Below are 17162 nucleotides of genomic sequence, written 5' to 3'. Positions count from 1 at the left end.
GCTCCTCACGTGTCGTGCGGTCGTACGGTCGTGGTGCGGGTCAGGGCAGCCGGGAGAACCACCGCAGCGAGCCGGCCGCGGCGCCCATCGCCAGGACCAGCCCGAGGCCGATGAAGCGGGCCGAGATGTCCTGCCGCTCGGTGCGGTAGCCGACCGAGGTGCCGATGTCCTCGTAGACGTCCTTCAGCTCGGCGGTGGTGGACGCCTCGTGGAAGCCGCCGCCGGTCTGCTCGGCGACCGCCCGCAGCGTCTGGCCGTCCACCGGCACCTGGATCGCCCGGCCGCCCCTGTCGACCGAGCCGCCGGGCGTGCCGAACGAGATGGTGTGCACCGGCACCTTCGCGGCGACCGCCTGGTCGGCGGCCTCCATCGGGTCCATGCCGGAGGTGTTCGCGCCGTCGGAGAGGATGATGATCCGGGCCGGCGGCGGATCCTTGGCAGCGGTCGCGTCCAGGCTCTTGACCGCGCCGAGCGAGGTGCTTATCGCCTCGCCGATGGCGGTGCCCTGCACGCCGGTGATGCCCTCGGCCAGCCGCCCGATGCCGTCGTGCAGCGCCTCCCGGTCGGTGCTCGGCGGCACCAGCACCGCCGCGCTGCCGGCGAACGCGACGAGGCCGACGTTGAACTCGTCCGGCAGCCCGTCGACGAACCGCCGGCCCGCCTCCTTGGCCGCCGTCAACCGGTCCGGGTCCACGTCACCGGCGAGCATCGAGGTGGAGACGTCCACCGCGACCATCACCGTGGCCCGCTCGCGGGGCACCCGCACCTCCGCCTCGGGCCGGGCGAACCCGACCACGAGCAACGCCAGCATGGCGAGGAACAGGCCCGCCGGGACGTGCCGCCGCCACGCCGGGCGGCGCGGTGCGACCCGGTCGAGCAGGCGCAGGTTGGTGAAGCGCACCGCGTACCGGCTCTGCCGCCGTTGCAGCACCAGGTAGCCGGCGACCAGCGCGACGACGGCGAGCAGCAGCCAGAGGCGGGCGGGTGACTGCCAGGTCATGCGACACCTCCGCGGGCCGCGGCCGGCACGGTGGCCAGCCGGCGCTGTTCGTGCACGTACCGGACGACGTCCGCGCACCAGTCCCGGTCGGTGCACAGCGCCAGGTGGGTGGCGCCGGCCCGGCGCAGCGTGCGGCGTACCTGGTCGCGCTGCTCGGCGGCGGCGCGCGCGTACCGCTCGCGCAGGCCCGGGTCGCCGGTCCACACCTCGCGGCGCCGGCCGCTCTCCGGGTCGACCAGCGTGACCAGGCCGACGTCCGGCAGTTCCAGCTCGCGCGGGTCGGTCACCTCGACCGCGAGCACCTGGTGCCGTACCGCGAGGCGGCGCAGCGCCGCGGCCCAGGGCGGCGGCGCGGCGTCCGGGTCCTCGGGCAGCTCGTCGAGGAAGTCGGAGACGATCACCACGAGGCCGCGCCGGGTGGCCACGCGCTGGAGACCGTCCAGCCCGTCCACCAGGCCCGGCGGCGCGTCCGTCCGGCCCGCGCCGGCCGCGCCCGCGCCGTCGGAGTCCGGCAACTCGCCGGTACGCGGGGCGCCGAGCAGCGCGCGGAGCAGCCCGAGCAGATGGGTACGCCCGCTGCGGGCCGGGAACCGGCGCAGCCCGTCCGGGGTGAGCACCTGGGCGCCGAGCCGGTTGCCGACTCCGGCGGTGAGGAAGCCGATCGCCGCCACGGCGGCCACCGCGAGTTCCCGTTTGTCCAGCGTGGATGTGCCGTACTCCATGCTGGGGCTGGCGTCGACGAGCAGCCAGGTGGTCAGTTCCCGGTCCGCGTCGACCTCCCGTACGTGCGGAACCGTGGTCCGGGCGGTCACCGCCCAGTCCATCCGGCGTACCTCGTCCTCGCCGGGCCGGTACTCGCGGCTGCCGGCCGCCTCACTGCCGGGACCGGGCAGCAGGCCGCGGTACCGGCCGTGCAGCAGGCCGTCGAGCCGGCGGGTCACCGTCAGCTCCAGCCGGCGCAGCCGCTGGTCCGGGGCGAGATCGGCGAGCGCGGGTTCGGCCGCGCCGGTCATGCCGCCGCCAGGTCGGACATCGTCTCCGTGGGCCCGTTCACCAGCCGGGGCGGCGGCACCGCCTCGACCACGCGGCGCACCACGTCCTCGCCGGAGATGCCGTCGGCGATCGCGTCGAAGGAGAGCACGAGCCGGTGCGCCAGCACGTCCACCGCCAGTTCCCGGATGTCCTCGGGGAGCACGTAGTCCCGGCCGTGGATGAGCGCCTGGGCGCGGGCTGCGGCCACCAGGCCGAGCGTGGCCCGAGGGCTGGCCCCGTACGCCAGCAGGGGCGCGACGTCGGCCAGGCCGAAGCGCTCCGGGTCGCGGGTGGCGAGGATGAGGCGGACCACGTACTCGGCGAGCGCGTGGTGGACGAAGACGTCGGTGGCGCGGCGCTGCAGTTCGCGCAGCCGGACCGGGTCGAGCACGGTACGCGCGGTGGGGCGCTCGGTGCTCATCCGGTAGAGGATGGCCAGCTCGTCGGCGTCGCTCGGGTAGTCGACCACGACCTTCATCAGGAAGCGGTCGCGCTGCGCCTCGGGGAGCTGGTAGACGCCCTCGGACTCGATCGGGTTCTGGGTGGCCAGGACCAGGAACGGGTCCGGCACCGGCCAGCTCCGGCCGGCGATGGAGACCTGCCGCTCGGCCATCGCTTCGAGCAGCGCCGACTGCACCTTGGCCGGGGCCCTGTTGATCTCGTCGGCGAGCACCAGGTTCGCCATGATCGGCCCCAGCTCCACGTCGAACTGCTCCTTGGAGGCACGGTAGATGCGTGTGCCGACGATGTCGGACGGGACCAGGTCGGGGGTGAACTGGATGCGGGAGAACGTGCCACCGACCACTGTGGCCAGCGTCTGCGCCGCCAGCGTCTTGGCCACCCCCGGTACGCCCTCCAGCAGGCAGTGCCCGTTGGCGACGAGGGCGGTGAGCAGGCGGTCGACGAGTCGATCCTGCCCGACGATCACGCGTTTGACCTCGACGAGGGTCTGTTCCAGCTCGACGCCGCTCGCGTCGGCATCGACCAGGCTGGGCACGCTGGCGCGGGTGTCCGAGATGTCCGTCACGGTGCTTGCTTCCCGTGGCGGGCCTGCGACAAACGTCGGATTATCGGCCCCTGGGCGGTGGTGGCCGGGCCGGACCGGCAGCATCTCCCCAGCCGGGGCGCAACGGCACGAAGCGGCGCGGCACCGGCCGGATCGGCACGGAACACGACACCGGGTAGCCTGACCGTCATGATCACCCTGCCGGGGCTGCGCCGGGCCGGCACCCGGGGCGGACGCCTGGCCACGGCCGCGTGCTGGCTCGCCGTCGCGCCGGTCGCCGCGTGGGCGCTGGTCCGCCTGGCCGGGCTGGAACGGGGTCCGCTGGTGCCGGCGATCGCCTTCACGCCGTACGTGGCCGCCGTGGCCCCGGTGGTGGCGGTGGCGGCGCTCGCCCTGCGGCGACGCGCCCCAGCGGTGGTCGCGGTGCTGGCCGCGCTGGCGCTGATCGGCGCGGTGGCGCCCCGCGCGATACCCGGCGGCCCGCCCGCCGCCGACGGGCCGACGGTACGCCTGCTCACCGCCAACCTGCGCCTCGGCTCGGCCGACCCGGCCGCGCTGGTGGACCTGGTCCGGACGCGACGGGTGGACGTGCTCACGGTGCAGGAACTCACCCCGCCGCTGGCTGCCGAGCTGGACCGGCTCGGCCTGGCCACGCTGCTGCCGCACCGGTCGTTGAGCCCCGAGGTCGGCTCGACCGGCTCGGGCGTCTACGCCCGCCACCCGCTGCGCGACGGCGGTCACCGGCGCAACCAGGGCTTCTTCTTCGCCCAGGCGTACGCGACAGTGACGGTGCCCGGTGCGCCGCCGCTGCGAGTGGAGTCCGCGCACCCGGCCGCGCCGTACGCCCTCGACGTGGTCCCGGACTGGTGGACCGACCAACGCGCCCAGCCACCGGCCACCCCGGACGGCGGGCTGAGTGTGCTGGCCGGGGACTTCAACGCCACGCTCGACCACGCGGCGCTGCGGGACCTGATCGCCACCGGCTACACCGACGCGGCGGACGCGGCCGGAGCCGGGTTCGGCGGCACCTGGGGCCCGTACGACGGCGACCCGATCCCGCCGATCACCATCGACCACGTACTGGTGGACCGGCGCGTCGCGGTGCGCGCCGCCGGCATCTTTCCGGTGCCGGGCAGCGACCACCGCGCGCTGCTGGCCGAGCTGCGCCTGCCGGCCGGCTGAGTCAGGCGGTCGTACCGCCCGCCACCCGGGACCGGTCCAGGCCGTAGGTGAGCGCGTCGACGAGCGCGTGCCAGCTCGCCTCCACCACGTTCGGGTGCACGCCCACCGTGGTCCAGTCCCGGCCGGCGCCGGCGGTCTCCACGAGCACCCGGGTGACCGCGCCGGTGCCGTGGCTGCCCTCCAGGATGCGCACCTTGTAGTCGGCCAGCCCGAAGTCCCGCAGCTCCGGGTAGTGCCGGGCCAGGCCCACGCGCAGCGCCTCGTCCAGCGCGTTGACCGGACCGTTGCCCTCGGCGGTGGCGATCACCCGCTCGCCGCGTACCCGGACCTTCACCGTCGCCTCGGACACCACCGCGCCGTCCTCGCGGTGCTCGACGATCACCCGGTACGACTCCAGCGCGAACGGCCGGGCCGGCCCGGCATCCGGCAGCTCGGAGCGGACCAGCAGCTCGAACGAGGCGTCGGCGGCCTCGAACGACCAGCCGTCGGCCTCCATCTCCTTGACCCGCCGGGTGACCCGGGACAGGGCGTCCGGATGGCCGGCCAGGTCCAGACCGAGCTCGCGGCTCTTGAGCTCGATGCTGGCCCGGCCGGCCATCTCGGTCACCAGGATCCGCATGTCGTTGCCCACCACGGCGGGTTCCACGTGGTTGTAGAGCAACGGGTCGACCTTGATCGCGCTCGCGTGCAGCCCTGCCTTGTGAGCGAAGGCGGCGGCCCCGACGTAGGCCTGGTGGGTGTCGGGGGCGATGTTGGCGATCTCGGCGATGGCGTGCGAGACCCGCACCATCTGTTCCAGGCAGCCCTCCGGTAGGACGGGCATGCCCAGCTTGAGCTGGAGGTTGGCGACGATCGCGAAGATGTCGGCGTTGCCGGGGCGCTCGCCGTACCCGTTGGCGGTGCCCTGCACGTGCCGGACGCCCGCCTCGACCGCGGCGATCGTGTTGGCGACCGCGCAGGCGGTGTCGTTCTGCGCGTGCATGCCGAGCCGTTCCGGCGCGATCCCGGTCCGCGCCACGAGTCCTTCGATCACGGCGGTGACCTGGGAGGGCAGCATGCCGCCGTTGGTGTCGCAGAGCACGAACCGCTCCGCGCCGGCGGCCAGCGCGGTCTCCGCCACCGCGGAGGTGTAGCCGGGATCGAAGTGGTACCCGTCGTAGCAGTGCTCCCCGTCGACGAAGACGCGCCGCCCCTGCGCCACCAGGTACGACACGGTGTCGCGGATCATGGCGAGGTTCTCCTCGGCGGTGGTGCGCAGCGCCCGCTCCACGTGCCGCAGATCCGCCTTGGCGACCAGCGCCACGGCCGGGGTCTGCGCGTCGAGCAGGCCGCGCACCTGCGGGTCGTCCTCGACGGCGAGGCCGGCCTTGCGGGTGGCGCCGAACGCGACCAGGATCGCGTGCCGCAGCTCCAGTTCGGTGCGGGCGCGGCGGAAGAACTCGGTGTCCTTCGGCACCGCGCCCGGCCAGCCGCCCTCGATGAAGCCGACTCCGAGGTCGTCCAGCAGGCGGGCGACCGCCAGCTTGTCGACCACCGAGTACGTGAGTCCTTCGCGCTGCGCGCCGTCACGCAGCGTCGTGTCGTACACCTGGAACGTCATCGGGGTCCTCTTCTCGTGCCCTGGGGGAGCAAACAAAAAGACCCCCCGCGGATGCGGGAGGTCTGCGCGCTCGGCGAGGGAAGGCCGGCGCGCTAGCTGCTAATGATCAGGACGAAGCTGGTCACAACCCGCACTCTGCCACCCCGCTCCGGGTTTTGGGAGGCCTAACCCATATTCCGGGACGACGAAACCGATCCAGTTACTGGCCCGCGTTTGTCGCCGAGTCACGCTCAAGGACGGAGGACCGGCGCCGCCACCGTGGCGTCGGCCCTCGGCGGGTTGGCACCCGGACGGGGTGGGTAACCGTACCGGCGCACGACGCGCCGCGACGGCCGCGGCTGTCGGGACGGGAGGCGGCACATGGACGGACTGGACCCGCGCGCCACGCACGGCGGCACCGAGCCGATCCTCGACGACGGCCGGGGCGCGGTCGCCGGCGGCGCTCCGGCGGGCGCCTTCGACCCGTGGCGCTACCGCGACGAGGCGGGTGTCGAGAGCGCCGACCTGACCGGCTACAAGGTCGAGGCCACCGACGGCGCGATCGGCAAGATCGACCAGGCGAGCCACGACGTGGACGACAGCTACCTGGTGGTGGACACCGGGCCGTGGATCTTCGGCAAGAAGGTGATGCTCCCGGCCGGCACGGTCAACCTCGTCGACCACGACTCCCGCACCGTGCACGTCGACCGGGACAAGGACCAGATCAAGGCCGCCCCGGAGTACGACGAGGCCAGCCACGCCGACCCGGGCTACCGGGACCGGCTGGGCGGCTACTACGGCGAGCACCACTCGGCGCTGCCGCCGGACGTACCGCCGCGGATCTGACAGCTCGGCGACGGCCGGCGGGGACGTGCGAACGCCTCGCCGGCCGCTACCGTGTCAGGCGTGGACGCCCCGGAGAACCCCTTCCCCGCCCTGTTCAACTTCCGTGACGTCGGCGGGTACGCCGCGGCCGGCGGCCGCACCGTCCGGCGCGGCCGGCTCTACCGCTCCGACTCGCTGCACCGCATCGACGAGACCGACCGCACGGCGTTCACCGCGCTCGGCATCCGTACCGTGATCGACCTGCGCCGGCCGTCCGAGGTGGAACGCGACGGGCGGGTGCCCGCCTACGACGGGCTGGCCTACCGGCACATCCACCCCGAGCACGACGACTGGGCCGCGAAGTCGTTCGGCTCCTCCGGCGTCAGCCTGGCCCGCTACCTCGCCGACCGCTACGCCGACCTGGCGCGTACCGGCACCGCCGGGCTCGCCGAGGCGGTCGGGTTGATCGCCGACAGCGCCGACGCCCCGGTGGTGGTGCACTGCGTCGCCGGCAAGGACCGCACCGGCATCGTCTGCGCGCTCACGCTCTCCGTGCTCGGGGTGCCCGACGAGGACGTGGTGGCCGACTACGCGCTCAGCACCGCCGCCTCGCGGCGCTTCAGCGAATGGGTGCGCGCCACGCTGCCGGACGCGGAGGAACCACCGCCGCCGTTCCTGGAATCACCGGCCGAGACGATGGAGCTGTTCCTCGCCGAGTTGCGCGAGGGCTACGGCTCCGTCGAGGGTTACCTGACCCACGCCGGCGTCACCGAGGCGCAGTTGGAGTCCCTCCGCACCCACCTCCTGGACTGACCCCACCACGGCGGTGGTCGAGGAGTGGACTCCTCGACCACCGCGCGGGGTGTCAGAGGACGCGGGTGACCCAGCCGTGCCGGTCCTCGGCGCGGCCGCGCTGGATGTCGACCAGCTTCTGGCGCAGCGCCGTGGTGGTCCGGCCCGACTCGCCACCGCCGATGAGGAACTCGCCGTCCGGGAAGCGCACGCCGCCGATCGGGGTGATCACGGCGGCGGTGCCGCAGGCGAAGACCTCGCGCAGCCGCCCGCTCGCGGCGTCCGCCTGCCAGTCGGCGAAGTCGACCGGCGCCTCCCGCACCTCGTGCCCGGCCTCGGCGGCGAGGGTGAGGATCGCGTCGCGGGTGATGCCCGGCAGGATCGTGCCGCCCAGCGGCGGGGTGACGATGCTGCCGTCGTCGTAGACGAAGAAGACGTTCATGCCGCCCAACTCGTCGACGTACCGCCGCTGCACCGCGTCCAGGAACACCACCTGGTCGCAGCCGGCCTCGATCGCCTCGGCCTGGGCCGCCAGCGAGGCGGCGTAGTTGCCACCGCACTTGGCCGCGCCGGTGCCGCCGGGCGCGGCCCGGGTGTAGTCCGGCGAGACCCACACCGTCACCGGCTTCACGCCGCCGGCGAAGTACGCGCCGGCCGGCGAGGCGATCACGCAGTAGAGGTATTCGTTCGCCGGGCGGACGCCGAGGAAGACCTCGCTGGCGAACATGAACGGACGCAGGTAGAGGCTGCTGTCCTCGTGCTCCGGGATCCACGGCTGGTCGATCTCGATCAGCCGGCGCAGCGAATCCACGAACGTCGCCTCCGGCAGTTCCGGCATGGCCAGCCGGCGGGCGGACGCGTTGAACCGGGCCGCGTTGGCCTCCGGGCGGAACATCGTCACCGCGTCACCCGAGCGGTACGCCTTCAGCCCTTCGAAGATCTCCTGCGCGTAGTGCAGCACCGCCGCGGCCGGGTCCATCGGGATCGGCGCGCGCGCCTCCAGGCGGGCGTCGTACCAGCCCTTGCCCTCGGCGTAGCGGATCGTGACCATGTGATCGGTGAACACCCGGCCGAAGCCCGGGTTCGCCAGCAGGGCGGCCCGGTCGGCGGCGGATACCGGCGCGGGATTCGGACGGATCTCGAAATCGAGCATGTCACCACCGCTCATCGCGCTGACCTCCCTGCGGGTTCCCGGCGTGCGGGATCGCACGCCGACGTCACTGGTGCCAGAAACTTACCCCGAACGTTCGTTCAGCGGATAGCTCCGCCCCGGCGGATGCGACGCGCCGGACGGTCGAGGTGGGCCCGGTGACGGGTCTGGCGGCCCGGTACCGGGCCGCCAGGAGGGTCGGCCCGGTCAGGCTACGGCGTACCCGGCGAGGCGGTCGCCGACCTCCTCGGTGCGCAGCGGCGCCCCCGGCGTACGCCCGGCCAGCTCGGTGCCGACCGCGGCGGTGACCCGGGCGGCGGCGTCGGCGTGGCCGAGCTGGTCCAGCAGCAGCGCGGCGGACAGCACCGCGGCGACCGGGTCGGCGACGCCCTGGCCGGCGATGTCCGGCGCCGAGCCGTGCACCGGCTCGAACATCGACGGGTAGCGCCCCTCGGGGTTGATGCAGCCGCTGGCCGCCAGCCCGATGCCACCGGTCACGGCGGCGGCGATGTCGGTGAGGATGTCGCCGAAGAGGTTGTCGGTGACCACCACGTCGTACCGGGACGGGTTGGTCACCAGGAACATCGCGGCGGCGTCGATGTGCTGGTACTCGGTGGTCACGTCCGGGTGCTCGGCGGCCACCGCGGCGAAGGCGCGCGCCCAGAGCGACCCGGCGTGGGTGAGCACGTTGGTCTTGTGCACGAGCGTGACCTTGCGGCGCTCCCGGCGGCCGGCGCGGGCGAACGCGTCGCGGATCACCCGCTCGACGCCGTGCCGGGTGTTCAGGCTCTCCTCGGTGGCCACCTCGGCCGGGGTGTCCCGGTGCAGCGCGCCGCCGGCGCCCGCGTACAGCCCCTCGGTGCCCTCGCGGACCACCACCAGGTCGACCTCGCCGGGCTTGACCGCGGCGAGCGGACCGGCCACGCCGGGCCAGAGCCGGGACGGGCGCAGGTTGACGTACTGGTCGAAGGCGAACCGCAGCTTGAGCAGCAGACCGCGCTCCAGCACGCCCGGCGGCACGGTCGGGTCGCCCACCGCGCCGAGCAGGATGGCGTCGTGACCGGCCAGCTCGTCGAGGACGGAGTCGGGCAGCACCTCGCCGGTGCGGTGATAGCGCGCCGCGCCCAGGTCGTACTCGGTGGCCTCGATCCCGGGCACCACCGCGTCGAGGACCTTGCGGGCCTGCGCGACCACCTCGGGCCCGATGCCGTCGCCGGCCACCACCGCGATGTGTGCCACCTGACGCTCCTCGTCTCGTCGTTAGGCGCCACGGTAGTCGCCGTCCCGGCTCCCGGTACGAATCGTCCACCATTCGGGAATCCTGAATCACAGGATGCTCCCAGCCGGCACTCATGGTGTGGTCATCTCCACTGCTTAGGGTCGGTTCACCGGGTCGACGAAGCCCGGGGCCGGCCACCGCCGTGACACGGCGGCGACCACGAGGGGCAGGTGTCATGCGAATCGAGCACCGGCGGGCCCACTGGGCGGACCAACAACCACGCACCCGTTGGGTCGACCAGGCCGCCTTCCGTCCGGTCCGCCCCGACCTGCACCTGGGCGCCAGCAACCACCGCGTCGAGCGGTCCGGCTCCGGCGCGTCCGGCCGGATCAACGTCCGGCACACCGTCAGCACCTCGACCGCCGACTACACGCTGCTGCTCAACGCGCCCGAGTGGCTGGGGCACCGGGTGGTCGGCGAGGCACTGCGCGACGCCGTCGCCGAGCTGCGCGCCATCGACCTGGCCTACGGCCCGAACCGGCCGGAGAGCCTGGTCTCCCGGCTGCGCCGCGACGAGATCAGCCCTGACTCGTACCCCCCGCTGGCCGGCCTGGTCGACCTCTGCGCGGCCATGCGGGCCGCGACCGACGGCTGGTTCGACGCGTGGGCCGTGCCCGGCGGCTTCGACCCGGGCGGCCTGCTCGGCGGCTGGGCGGTGGAGCGGGCCGCGACGCGGTTGCGGGCCGCCGGCATCCACGACTACGCCGTGCTCTCCGGCGCCGACCTGACGGTACGCGGGCGCGCGGCGCACGGCGGGCCGTGGCGCGTCGCGGTGCACCACCCCACCGACACCAGGCGTACGCCGGTCGTGCTGGAGATGACGTCGGGCGCGGTGGGCACCTCCGGTGTCACCGGGCGGCGGGGGCACGTCGTCGACCCGCACACCGGCGAGCCGACCGAGCGCCTGTCGGCCGCCACCGTGATCGGCCCGGACCTGGCCGTCGCCGACGCCTACGCCACCGCCCTCTACGCCGCCGGACCGGCCGGGCTGGCGTGGTTCCGCCACGACTGCGAATACCGGCCGCTGTTCGCGCACCACCGGCGCTGATCCGCTGCCTGCCGGCACGACACCGGCGGGAGAGCGCGATCGGCCCCCACGGTCTCGGCAACGACAGTGAGGGCCGGTCAGCGACGAGTGCGCGTGGCTCGCGCAATCGAGGGGTGCGGGCCGAGGGGCCGGGTGCCCGGCCGCGCCACCCGAAGACGGGCCGGGAATCGACTCAGCGGTAACCGCATCGGTACGCTAGCGAATCGACGCAACTCGACGCAAGAGTCTCCACAGCGGACGCCGGGTGAACGAAGTCGCCGATCAGCCGTGAAGGCACGGTGGGGCAGAGGTGACGGGCGCGGGTCCCGGATGGCACGCTGTCCGCCGTGAGTTTCGATCTGAGCGTGTGGGCCCTGCCGGGCGGGGCGACACCGGAGCAGGTGCGGGCGGCGGCGCAGCAGTGCCGCGAGGGCTGGCACGGCAGGCAGCAACCCGACGCGAGGTTGGTCGCGTTCTACCGGGAGGTCACAGCGAGCTACCCGGACGGTCCGGCCCGTCCGGGCACGCCGTGGGAGGCGCCGCTGCACACGGCCGCCGACCACATCGAGATGAACCTGAACCCGGCCTGCCCCGATCAGGTCCTGCTGGACATCGAGCGGCTGGCCGGCGAGCACGACCTGATGCTCTTCGACGCCCAGGACGGTTCGGTCTACCCGCCACCGGCCCGCGTCCGTTCCTGAGCCACGGGACGACGAAGGGCCCGGCCGATCCGGCCGGGCCCCGATCTGTCCTGTCCGGACTACACGTCGCGCAGGTCGGCCGCGCTGGCCGCGACCGCGCCGATCGAGTCGGCGGCGGAGGTGAGCAGGTCGGCGCCGAGCGCCTGGTCGACGGTGAGCGTCATCAGCGTCTCGCCACCGGCCTCGCGGCGAGCCACCTGCATGGCGGCGATGTTGACGCCCGCCTCGCCGAGCAGCGTGCCGACGGTGCCGACCACGCCGGGCCGGTCGGCGTAGCGCAGGAAGACCAGGATGCCCTCCGCGCCGATCTCCACGTCGAAACCGTCCACCTCGGTCAGCTTGAACACGTCGCGGGTGCCGGTGTGCGCCACCGTGCCGGAGACGCGGACGGTACGCCCGTCCGGCAGCGCCCCGCGCACGGTCACCAGGTTCGGGTGGTCGACGGTCTCGCCCGGCGTGGCGAGCGTGACCTCGACGCCCCGCTCGGCAGCCAGGTGCGGCGCGTTGACGTAGGTGACCTGCTCCTCCACCACGGAGCTGAACAGCCCCTTGGTCGCGGCGAGCTTGAGCACCGACACGTCGTGGGCGGCGATCTCGCCGCGCACCTCGACGGTGACGCTGGCGGCCACCCCGCCGGCCAGGGCGGTGAACGCCCGGCCCAGCCGCTCGGCCAGCGGCAGCAGCGGGCGGACGTCCTCGGCGACCACGCCGCCGGCCTGCACGTTCACCGCGTCCGGGACGAACTCGCCCTGCAGCGCGAGCTTGACGCTCTTGGCCACCGCGAGACCGGCCTTGTCCTGCGCCTCGTTCGTGGAGGCGCCCAGGTGCGGGGTGGCCACCACGTTGTCGAAGGCGAACAGCGGCGACGAGGTGCACGGCTCCTTGGCGTACACGTCGACGCCGGCACCGGCGACCCGGCCCTCGGCGATCGCGTCGGCGAGCGCCTGCTCGTCGACCAGACCGCCCCGGGCGGCGTTGACGATCCGGACGCCCGGCTTGACGATCGCCAGCTCCTTCTCGCCGATCAGGCCCACCGTCTCCGGCGTCTTGGGCAGGTGGATCGAGATGAAGTCGCTCTCCCGCAGCAGTTCCTCCAGCCCGACCAGGCGGACGCCGAGCTGTGCGGCGCGGGCCGGCTGGATGTACGGGTCGTACGCGATCAGCCGGGTGCCGAACGCGGCGATGCGCTGCGCGAACAGCACGCCGATGCGGCCGAGGCCGACCACGCCCACGGTCTTGCCCTGGATCTCGACGCCGGTGTACTTGGACCGCTTCCACTCCCCCGCCTTGAGCGCGGCGCTGGCGCTGGCGGTGTTGCGGGCCACCGCGAGCAGCAACGCGACCGCCTGCTCGGCGGCGGAGACGATGTTGGAGGTGGGCGCGTTGACCACCATGACGCCCCGCGCGGTGGCGGCCGGCACCTCCACGTTGTCCAGGCCGACACCGGCCCGGGCGACCACCTTCAGCCGCGGCGCGGCGGCGATCGCCTCGGCGTCGATCTGGGTGGCGCTGCGTACGATCACCGCGTCGGCCTCGGAGAGGGCGGAGAGCAGAGCGGGGCGGTCGGTGCCGTCCACGTGGCGCACGTCGAAGTCGTGCGCGAGCACCTCGATGGCGGCGGGGGCGAGTTCTTCGGCGATCAGTACGACAGGATTCATCGGTCCTCGTAGACGCTCGGTAATGGTCGGCCTGGGACGCCCGGGGCGCCGCACTGCGCCCTGCGCCGATTCGTGCCATGGCCGTCGGGTGCGCTCGGGCACCACACCAAGGATGGTAGGTGGCCGCCCGCCCGGCGTGTCCCGGACTGCGGGGTGAGGGCCCTCACAGAGGCCCGTCGCACGCCTGTCATCCCCCGTTCACCGGGGGACGGCACGGCACGAGGCGTTACTCACCGTGTCCCAGCACGTGAACGGACGCGGCCCGCGGTCCGACGCCGGGGAGAGCGTCGGGCCACGGGCCGCACGAGGGAAGAACTCAGGCGGTCTCGGTGATCGGCCGGTCGACCCAGCTCATCATGCCGCGCAGCTTCTGCCCGGTCTCCTCGATCGGGTGTGCCGCGCCCTCGGCCCGCCACTTGGCGAAGTGAGGCCGGCCGGCCTCGTCCTCGGCCACCCACTCGCGGGCGAACTCGCCGGACTGGATCTCGCCGAGGATCTTGCGCATCTCCTCCTTGACCCGGGAGTCGATGACGCGCGGGCCCCGGGACAGGTCGCCGTACTCGGCGGTGTCGGAGATGCTGTAACGCATCCGGGCGATGCCGCCCTCGTACATCAGGTCCACGATCAGCTTCAGCTCGTGCAGGCACTCGAAGTAGGCCACCTCGGGCGCGTAGCCGGCCTCGGTGAGCACCTCGAACCCGGTCTGCACCAGCGCCGCCGCGCCGCCGCACAGCACCGCCTGCTCGCCGAACAGGTCGGTCTCGGTCTCCTCGGTGAACGTGGTCCGGATCACGCCGGCCCGGGTGCCGCCGATCGCCTTGGCGTACGCCAGGGCCAGGCCGAGCGCGTTGCCGCTGGCGTCCTGCTCGACCGCGACCAGGCAGGGCACGCCCTTGCCGTCGACGTACTGGCGGCGGACCAGGTGACCGGGGCCCTTCGGGGCGACCATCGCCACGTCCACGTCGGCCGGGGGCTTGATCAGGCCGTACCGGATGTTGAAGCCGTGCCCGAAGAACAACGCCTTGCCGGCGGACAGGTTCGGCGCGATGGCCTCGGCGTAGAGACCACGCTGGGCGGTGTCCGGCGCCAGGATCATGATCACGTCGGCCTCGGCCGCCGCCTCGGCGGGCGTCAGCACCCGCAGGCCCTGCTCCTCGGCCTTCGGCCGGCTCTTCGACCCGGCGGGCAGGCCGATCACCACGTCGACGCCGGAGTCGCGCAGCGACAGCGCGTGCGCGTGGCCCTGACTGCCGTACCCGATCACGGCGACCTTGCGGCCCTGGATCAGGCCCAGGTCGGCGTCGTCGTCGTAGAACACCTCAACGCTCATTGACTTCCCTTTCGTACGGCGGTGCCCGTCGGCCCGTCGAAAAACTTGTGGGTACGGATCAGGCGGCGCGCAGGGACGGTCCGGCGGTGATGGCCCGCGAACCCCGCCCGATCGCCACGGTGCCGGACTGGACCATCTCCTTGATGCCGAACGGCTCCAGGTCGCGCAGCAGCGCGTCGAGCTTGTCCGGCGTACCGGTGGCCTCGACTGTCAGCGTGTCGGGCGCGACGTCGACCACCCTCGCGCGGAACAGGCCGACCGTCTCCAGCACCTGGGCGCGGGCGGTGCGGTCCGCGCGGACCTTGACCAGCAGCAGCTCCCGGGCCACCGACACCTGCGGGTCCAGTTCCACGATCTTGAGTACGTTGACCAGCTTGTTGAGCTGCTTGGTCACCTGCTCCAGCGGCGAGGACTCGGCGTTGACCACGATGGTGATGCGGGAGACGTCCGGGTTCTCGGTCTCGCCGACGGCGAGGCTGTCGATGTTGAACCCGCGCCGGGAGAACAGCCCGGAGACCCGGGCCAGGACCCCCGGCTTGTTCTCCACCAGCACGGACAGCGTGTGCATAGTCATTAAAGTTCGTCCTCGTCGAAAGCGGGGCGCACACCGCGCGCGAACATGATCTCGTCGTTGCTGGTGCCGGCGGCGACCATCGGCCACACCATCGCGTCCTTGCCGACCACGAAGTCGATGACCACCGGCGCGTCGTTGATCGCCATGGCCGCCTCGATGGTCTTGTCCACGTCGGCGGCGTTCTCGCAGCGCAGCCCGACGCAGCCGAGCGCCTCGGCGAGCTTGACGAAGTCCGGGATGCGGTGCTTGTGCGTGCCCAGCTCGGTGTTGGAGTAGCGCTCCCCGTAGAACAAGGTCTGCCACTGCCGCACCATGCCGAGGTTGCCGTTGTTGATCACGGCGACCTTGATCGGGATGCCCTCCAGCGCGCACGTGGCCAACTCCTGGTTGGTCATCTGGAAGCAGCCGTCGCCGTCGACCGCCCACACGGTGGTGTCCGGCCTGCCGACCTTCGCGCCCATGGCGGCCGGGACCGCGTAGCCCATGGTGCCCAGGCCACCGGAGTTGAGCCAGGTGTTCGGCTTCTCGTACGAGATGAACTGGCTGGCCCACATCTGGTGCTGGCCGACGCCCGCCACGTAGACCGCGTCCGGGCCGGCGATCTCGCCCAGTCGCTCGATCACGTACTGCGGGGAGAGCGTGCCGTCGGCCGGCTCCTCGAAGCCGAGCGGGTACCGCTCGCGCAGGTCGTCGAGCTGGGCCCACCAGTCGGTCAGGTCCACCGACGGATGGGCGGCCTGCTCGGCGGTGACCGCCACGATCAGCTCGTCGATCACGTGCCGCGCGTCACCCACGATCGGGACGTCGGCGTGCCGGTTCTTGCCGATCTCGGCCGGGTCGATGTCGGCGTGCACCACTGTCGCGTCCGGCGCGAACGAGTCCAGCCGGCCGGTCACCCGGTCGTCGAAGCGGGCGCCCAGCGCCACGATCAGGTCGGCCTTCTGCAGGCCGTAAACGGCGGCGACGGTGCCGTGCATGCCGGGCATGCCCAGGTGCTGGCGGTGCGAGTCGGGGAACGCCCCGAGCGCCATCAGCGTGGTGACCACCGGGATGCCGGTCTGCTCGGCCAGCTTGCGCAGTCCCTCGGTGGCGCCGGCCTTGAGCACGCCGCCGCCGACGTAGAGGACCGGACGACGGGCGCCGGTCATCAGCCGTGCCGCCTCGCGGATCTGCTTGCCGTGCGGGTGCAGCGTGGGCCGGTAGCCGGGCAGGTCGAGCGTGGGCGGCCAGGAGAAGGTCGCCGGCGCCTGGAGCACGTCCTTGGGGATGTCGACGAGCACCGGGCCGGGGCGGCCGGTCGCGGCCAGGTGGAACGCCTCGGCCAGCACCCGGGGGATCTCGTCGGCGGTCTGCACCAGGAAGTTGTGCTTGGTGACCGGCAGCGTGATGCCCTGGATGTCGGCCTCCTGGAAGGCGTCGGTGCCGATCGACGGCCGGGCCACCTGACCGGTGATCGCCACAATCGGCACCGAGTCCATGTACGCGTCGGCGATCGGGGTGACCAGGTTCGTCGCGCCCGGTCCGGAGGTGGCGATGCACACACCGACCCGGCCGGTGGCCTGCGCGTACCCGGTGGCCGCGTGCCCGGCGCCCTGCTCGTGGCGGACCAGGATGTGCCGGACCGTGGAGTCGTACAGCGGGTCGTAGGCGGGCAGGATCGCGCCACCCGGAATGCCGAAGACCACGTCGACGCCGAGCGCCTCGAGCGACCGCACGAGCGAACCGGCGCCCGAGACCTGCGCGGTGACGGGCTCCCGTACGGGCGTCTCGGCGTGCGCGGCCGCTGGAACGGCACGGCCGGGGCGGGCGGCGGGGTCGGAGTCACCGGCCGCGCCGGTGCCGGAGCGGGCCCGGCGGGCGGAGTGGGCGAGGGTCTCTGGCGTGGGTCTCGTCATGGCGGTTCAAGCCTTCGGAAGTCAGTGGGTGACGCGCTTCTCAGGATGGGACGCGGAGGTCCCGCGGTGGTCCGACGGCAACAAAAAAGCCCTCGTGCAGGATGCACGGGGCCAGCGCACTCTCGGTGGGAG

At 73.2% G+C, this 17162-nt stretch carries 15 protein-coding genes; 5 read left to right on the top strand and 10 right to left on the bottom strand.

Annotated elements, in window-relative coordinates; genetic code table 11:
- Positions 1-40 precede the first annotated feature (40 nt).
- From ACFYO8_RS17885 to ACFYO8_RS17875, 3 genes are read right to left on the bottom strand one after another with little or no spacing between them, the layout of a single operon-like run.
- Positions 41-1000 (bottom strand): VWA domain-containing protein, encoded by a 960-nt coding sequence (locus tag ACFYO8_RS17885; protein ID WP_013284520.1) that lies wholly within the window; start codon positions 998-1000, stop codon positions 41-43.
- Positions 997-2013 carry a DUF58 domain-containing protein gene (locus ACFYO8_RS17880; RefSeq protein WP_354865898.1) on the bottom strand — a complete coding sequence of 339 codons (1017 nt, stop codon included), beginning with the start codon at positions 2011-2013 and terminating at the stop codon, positions 997-999. The genes ACFYO8_RS17885 and ACFYO8_RS17880 overlap by 4 nt, the downstream gene beginning before the upstream one ends.
- On the bottom strand, positions 2010-3059 hold the full coding sequence (locus ACFYO8_RS17875) for a MoxR family ATPase (protein ID WP_354865900.1): 1050 nt from the start codon (positions 3057-3059) through the stop codon (positions 2010-2012). The genes ACFYO8_RS17880 and ACFYO8_RS17875 overlap by 4 nt, the downstream gene beginning before the upstream one ends.
- A 168-nt stretch (positions 3060-3227) precedes the next feature.
- Between ACFYO8_RS17875 and ACFYO8_RS17870 the strand changes: the two genes are divergently transcribed.
- The gene (locus ACFYO8_RS17870) at positions 3228-4220 is read left to right on the top strand and encodes an endonuclease/exonuclease/phosphatase family protein (protein WP_354865902.1); all 993 of its coding nucleotides are present in this window, start codon (positions 3228-3230) and stop codon (positions 4218-4220) included.
- Position 4221: 1 nt separating this feature from the next.
- Here the strand turns inward: ACFYO8_RS17870 and cimA are convergent, their stop codons facing one another.
- A complete protein-coding gene (gene cimA / locus ACFYO8_RS17865) occupies positions 4222-5820 on the bottom strand; it encodes a citramalate synthase (protein WP_354865904.1) in 1599 nt (532 codons plus the stop codon).
- 360 nt (positions 5821-6180) lie between these two features.
- Here cimA and ACFYO8_RS17860 point away from each other — a divergent pair, with 360 nt between their 5' ends.
- Complete coding sequence (locus tag ACFYO8_RS17860; protein ID WP_354865907.1) at positions 6181-6645, top strand: PRC-barrel domain-containing protein; 465 nt, start codon at positions 6181-6183, stop codon at positions 6643-6645.
- 51 nt (positions 6646-6696) lie between these two features.
- Positions 6697-7437, top strand: a complete 741-nt coding sequence (locus tag ACFYO8_RS17855) for a tyrosine-protein phosphatase (RefSeq protein ID WP_355096434.1) — start codon at positions 6697-6699, stop codon at positions 7435-7437.
- A 52-nt stretch (positions 7438-7489) separates the two neighbouring features.
- Here the strand turns inward: ACFYO8_RS17855 and ACFYO8_RS17850 are convergent, their stop codons facing one another.
- Together ACFYO8_RS17850 and ACFYO8_RS17845 are read right to left on the bottom strand one after the other, a co-directional pair.
- Positions 7490-8584 carry a branched-chain amino acid aminotransferase gene (locus tag ACFYO8_RS17850; protein ID WP_354865911.1) on the bottom strand — a complete coding sequence of 365 codons (1095 nt, stop codon included), beginning with the start codon at positions 8582-8584 and terminating at the stop codon, positions 7490-7492.
- 189 nt (positions 8585-8773) lie between these two features.
- Complete coding sequence (locus ACFYO8_RS17845) at positions 8774-9805, bottom strand: 3-isopropylmalate dehydrogenase (protein WP_354865913.1); 1032 nt, start codon at positions 9803-9805, stop codon at positions 8774-8776.
- A gap of 215 nt (positions 9806-10020) precedes the next feature.
- Here ACFYO8_RS17845 and ACFYO8_RS17840 point away from each other — a divergent pair, with 215 nt between their 5' ends.
- Both ACFYO8_RS17840 and ACFYO8_RS17835 read left to right on the top strand, forming a co-directional pair.
- Positions 10021-10893, top strand: coding sequence for an FAD:protein FMN transferase (locus ACFYO8_RS17840; RefSeq protein WP_354865915.1), 873 nt, complete (start codon positions 10021-10023; stop codon positions 10891-10893).
- A 326-nt stretch (positions 10894-11219) separates the two neighbouring features.
- Positions 11220-11573, top strand: a complete 354-nt coding sequence (locus ACFYO8_RS17835; protein ID WP_355095775.1) for a hypothetical protein — start codon at positions 11220-11222, stop codon at positions 11571-11573.
- 59 nt (positions 11574-11632) lie between these two features.
- On the opposite strand, the gene serA is transcribed toward ACFYO8_RS17835, so the two are convergent.
- The 4 genes from serA to ACFYO8_RS17815 all read right to left on the bottom strand — a co-directional run bounded on the left by serA (position 11633) and on the right by ACFYO8_RS17815 (position 17030).
- Positions 11633-13231, bottom strand: a complete 1599-nt coding sequence (gene serA / locus ACFYO8_RS17830; RefSeq protein ID WP_120571297.1) for a phosphoglycerate dehydrogenase — start codon at positions 13229-13231, stop codon at positions 11633-11635.
- A 316-nt stretch (positions 13232-13547) separates the two neighbouring features.
- Positions 13548-14561, bottom strand: coding sequence for a ketol-acid reductoisomerase (gene ilvC, locus ACFYO8_RS17825; protein ID WP_355095777.1), 1014 nt, complete (start codon positions 14559-14561; stop codon positions 13548-13550).
- A 58-nt stretch (positions 14562-14619) separates the two neighbouring features.
- Entirely contained in the window at positions 14620-15135 is a 516-nt protein-coding gene (gene ilvN, locus ACFYO8_RS17820) for an acetolactate synthase small subunit (protein WP_354865921.1), read from the bottom strand.
- Complete coding sequence (locus ACFYO8_RS17815; protein WP_355095779.1) at positions 15135-17030, bottom strand: acetolactate synthase large subunit; 1896 nt, start codon at positions 17028-17030, stop codon at positions 15135-15137. The genes ilvN and ACFYO8_RS17815 overlap by 1 nt, the downstream gene beginning before the upstream one ends.
- Positions 17031-17162 lie beyond the last annotated feature (132 nt).

This window comes from Micromonospora sp. NPDC005257 (assembly GCF_042872445.1).
Classification (GTDB): Bacteria; Actinomycetota; Actinomycetes; order Mycobacteriales; family Micromonosporaceae; genus Micromonospora.
The sequence above is the reverse complement of the archived record's forward strand: the minus strand, read 5'-3'. Positions and strand labels throughout refer to the sequence as shown.

What these genes read in the sequence shown, in the direction of transcription:
- ACFYO8_RS17885 (WP_013284520.1), bottom strand. Translation starts at nt 1,000, where the DNA reads ATGACCTGGCAGTCACCCGCCCGCCTCTGGCTGCTGCTCGCCGTCGTC.
- ACFYO8_RS17880 (WP_354865898.1), bottom strand. Translation starts at nt 2,013, where the DNA reads ATGACCGGCGCGGCCGAACCCGCGCTCGCCGATCTCGCCCCGGACCAG.
- ACFYO8_RS17870 (WP_354865902.1), top strand. Translation starts at nt 3,228, where the DNA reads ATGATCACCCTGCCGGGGCTGCGCCGGGCCGGCACCCGGGGCGGACGC.
- cimA (WP_354865904.1), bottom strand. Translation starts at nt 5,820, where the DNA reads ATGACGTTCCAGGTGTACGACACGACGCTGCGTGACGGCGCGCAGCGC.
- ACFYO8_RS17860 (WP_354865907.1), top strand. Translation starts at nt 6,181, where the DNA reads ATGGACGGACTGGACCCGCGCGCCACGCACGGCGGCACCGAGCCGATC.
- ACFYO8_RS17850 (WP_354865911.1), bottom strand. Translation starts at nt 8,584, where the DNA reads ATGAGCGGTGGTGACATGCTCGATTTCGAGATCCGTCCGAATCCCGCG.
- ACFYO8_RS17840 (WP_354865915.1), top strand. Translation starts at nt 10,021, where the DNA reads ATGCGAATCGAGCACCGGCGGGCCCACTGGGCGGACCAACAACCACGC.
- serA (WP_120571297.1), bottom strand. Translation starts at nt 13,231, where the DNA reads ATGAATCCTGTCGTACTGATCGCCGAAGAACTCGCCCCCGCCGCCATC.
- ilvC (WP_355095777.1), bottom strand. Translation starts at nt 14,561, where the DNA reads ATGAGCGTTGAGGTGTTCTACGACGACGACGCCGACCTGGGCCTGATC.
- ilvN (WP_354865921.1), bottom strand. Translation starts at nt 15,135, where the DNA reads ATGACTATGCACACGCTGTCCGTGCTGGTGGAGAACAAGCCGGGGGTC.
- ACFYO8_RS17815 (WP_355095779.1), bottom strand. Translation starts at nt 17,030, where the DNA reads ATGACGAGACCCACGCCAGAGACCCTCGCCCACTCCGCCCGCCGGGCC.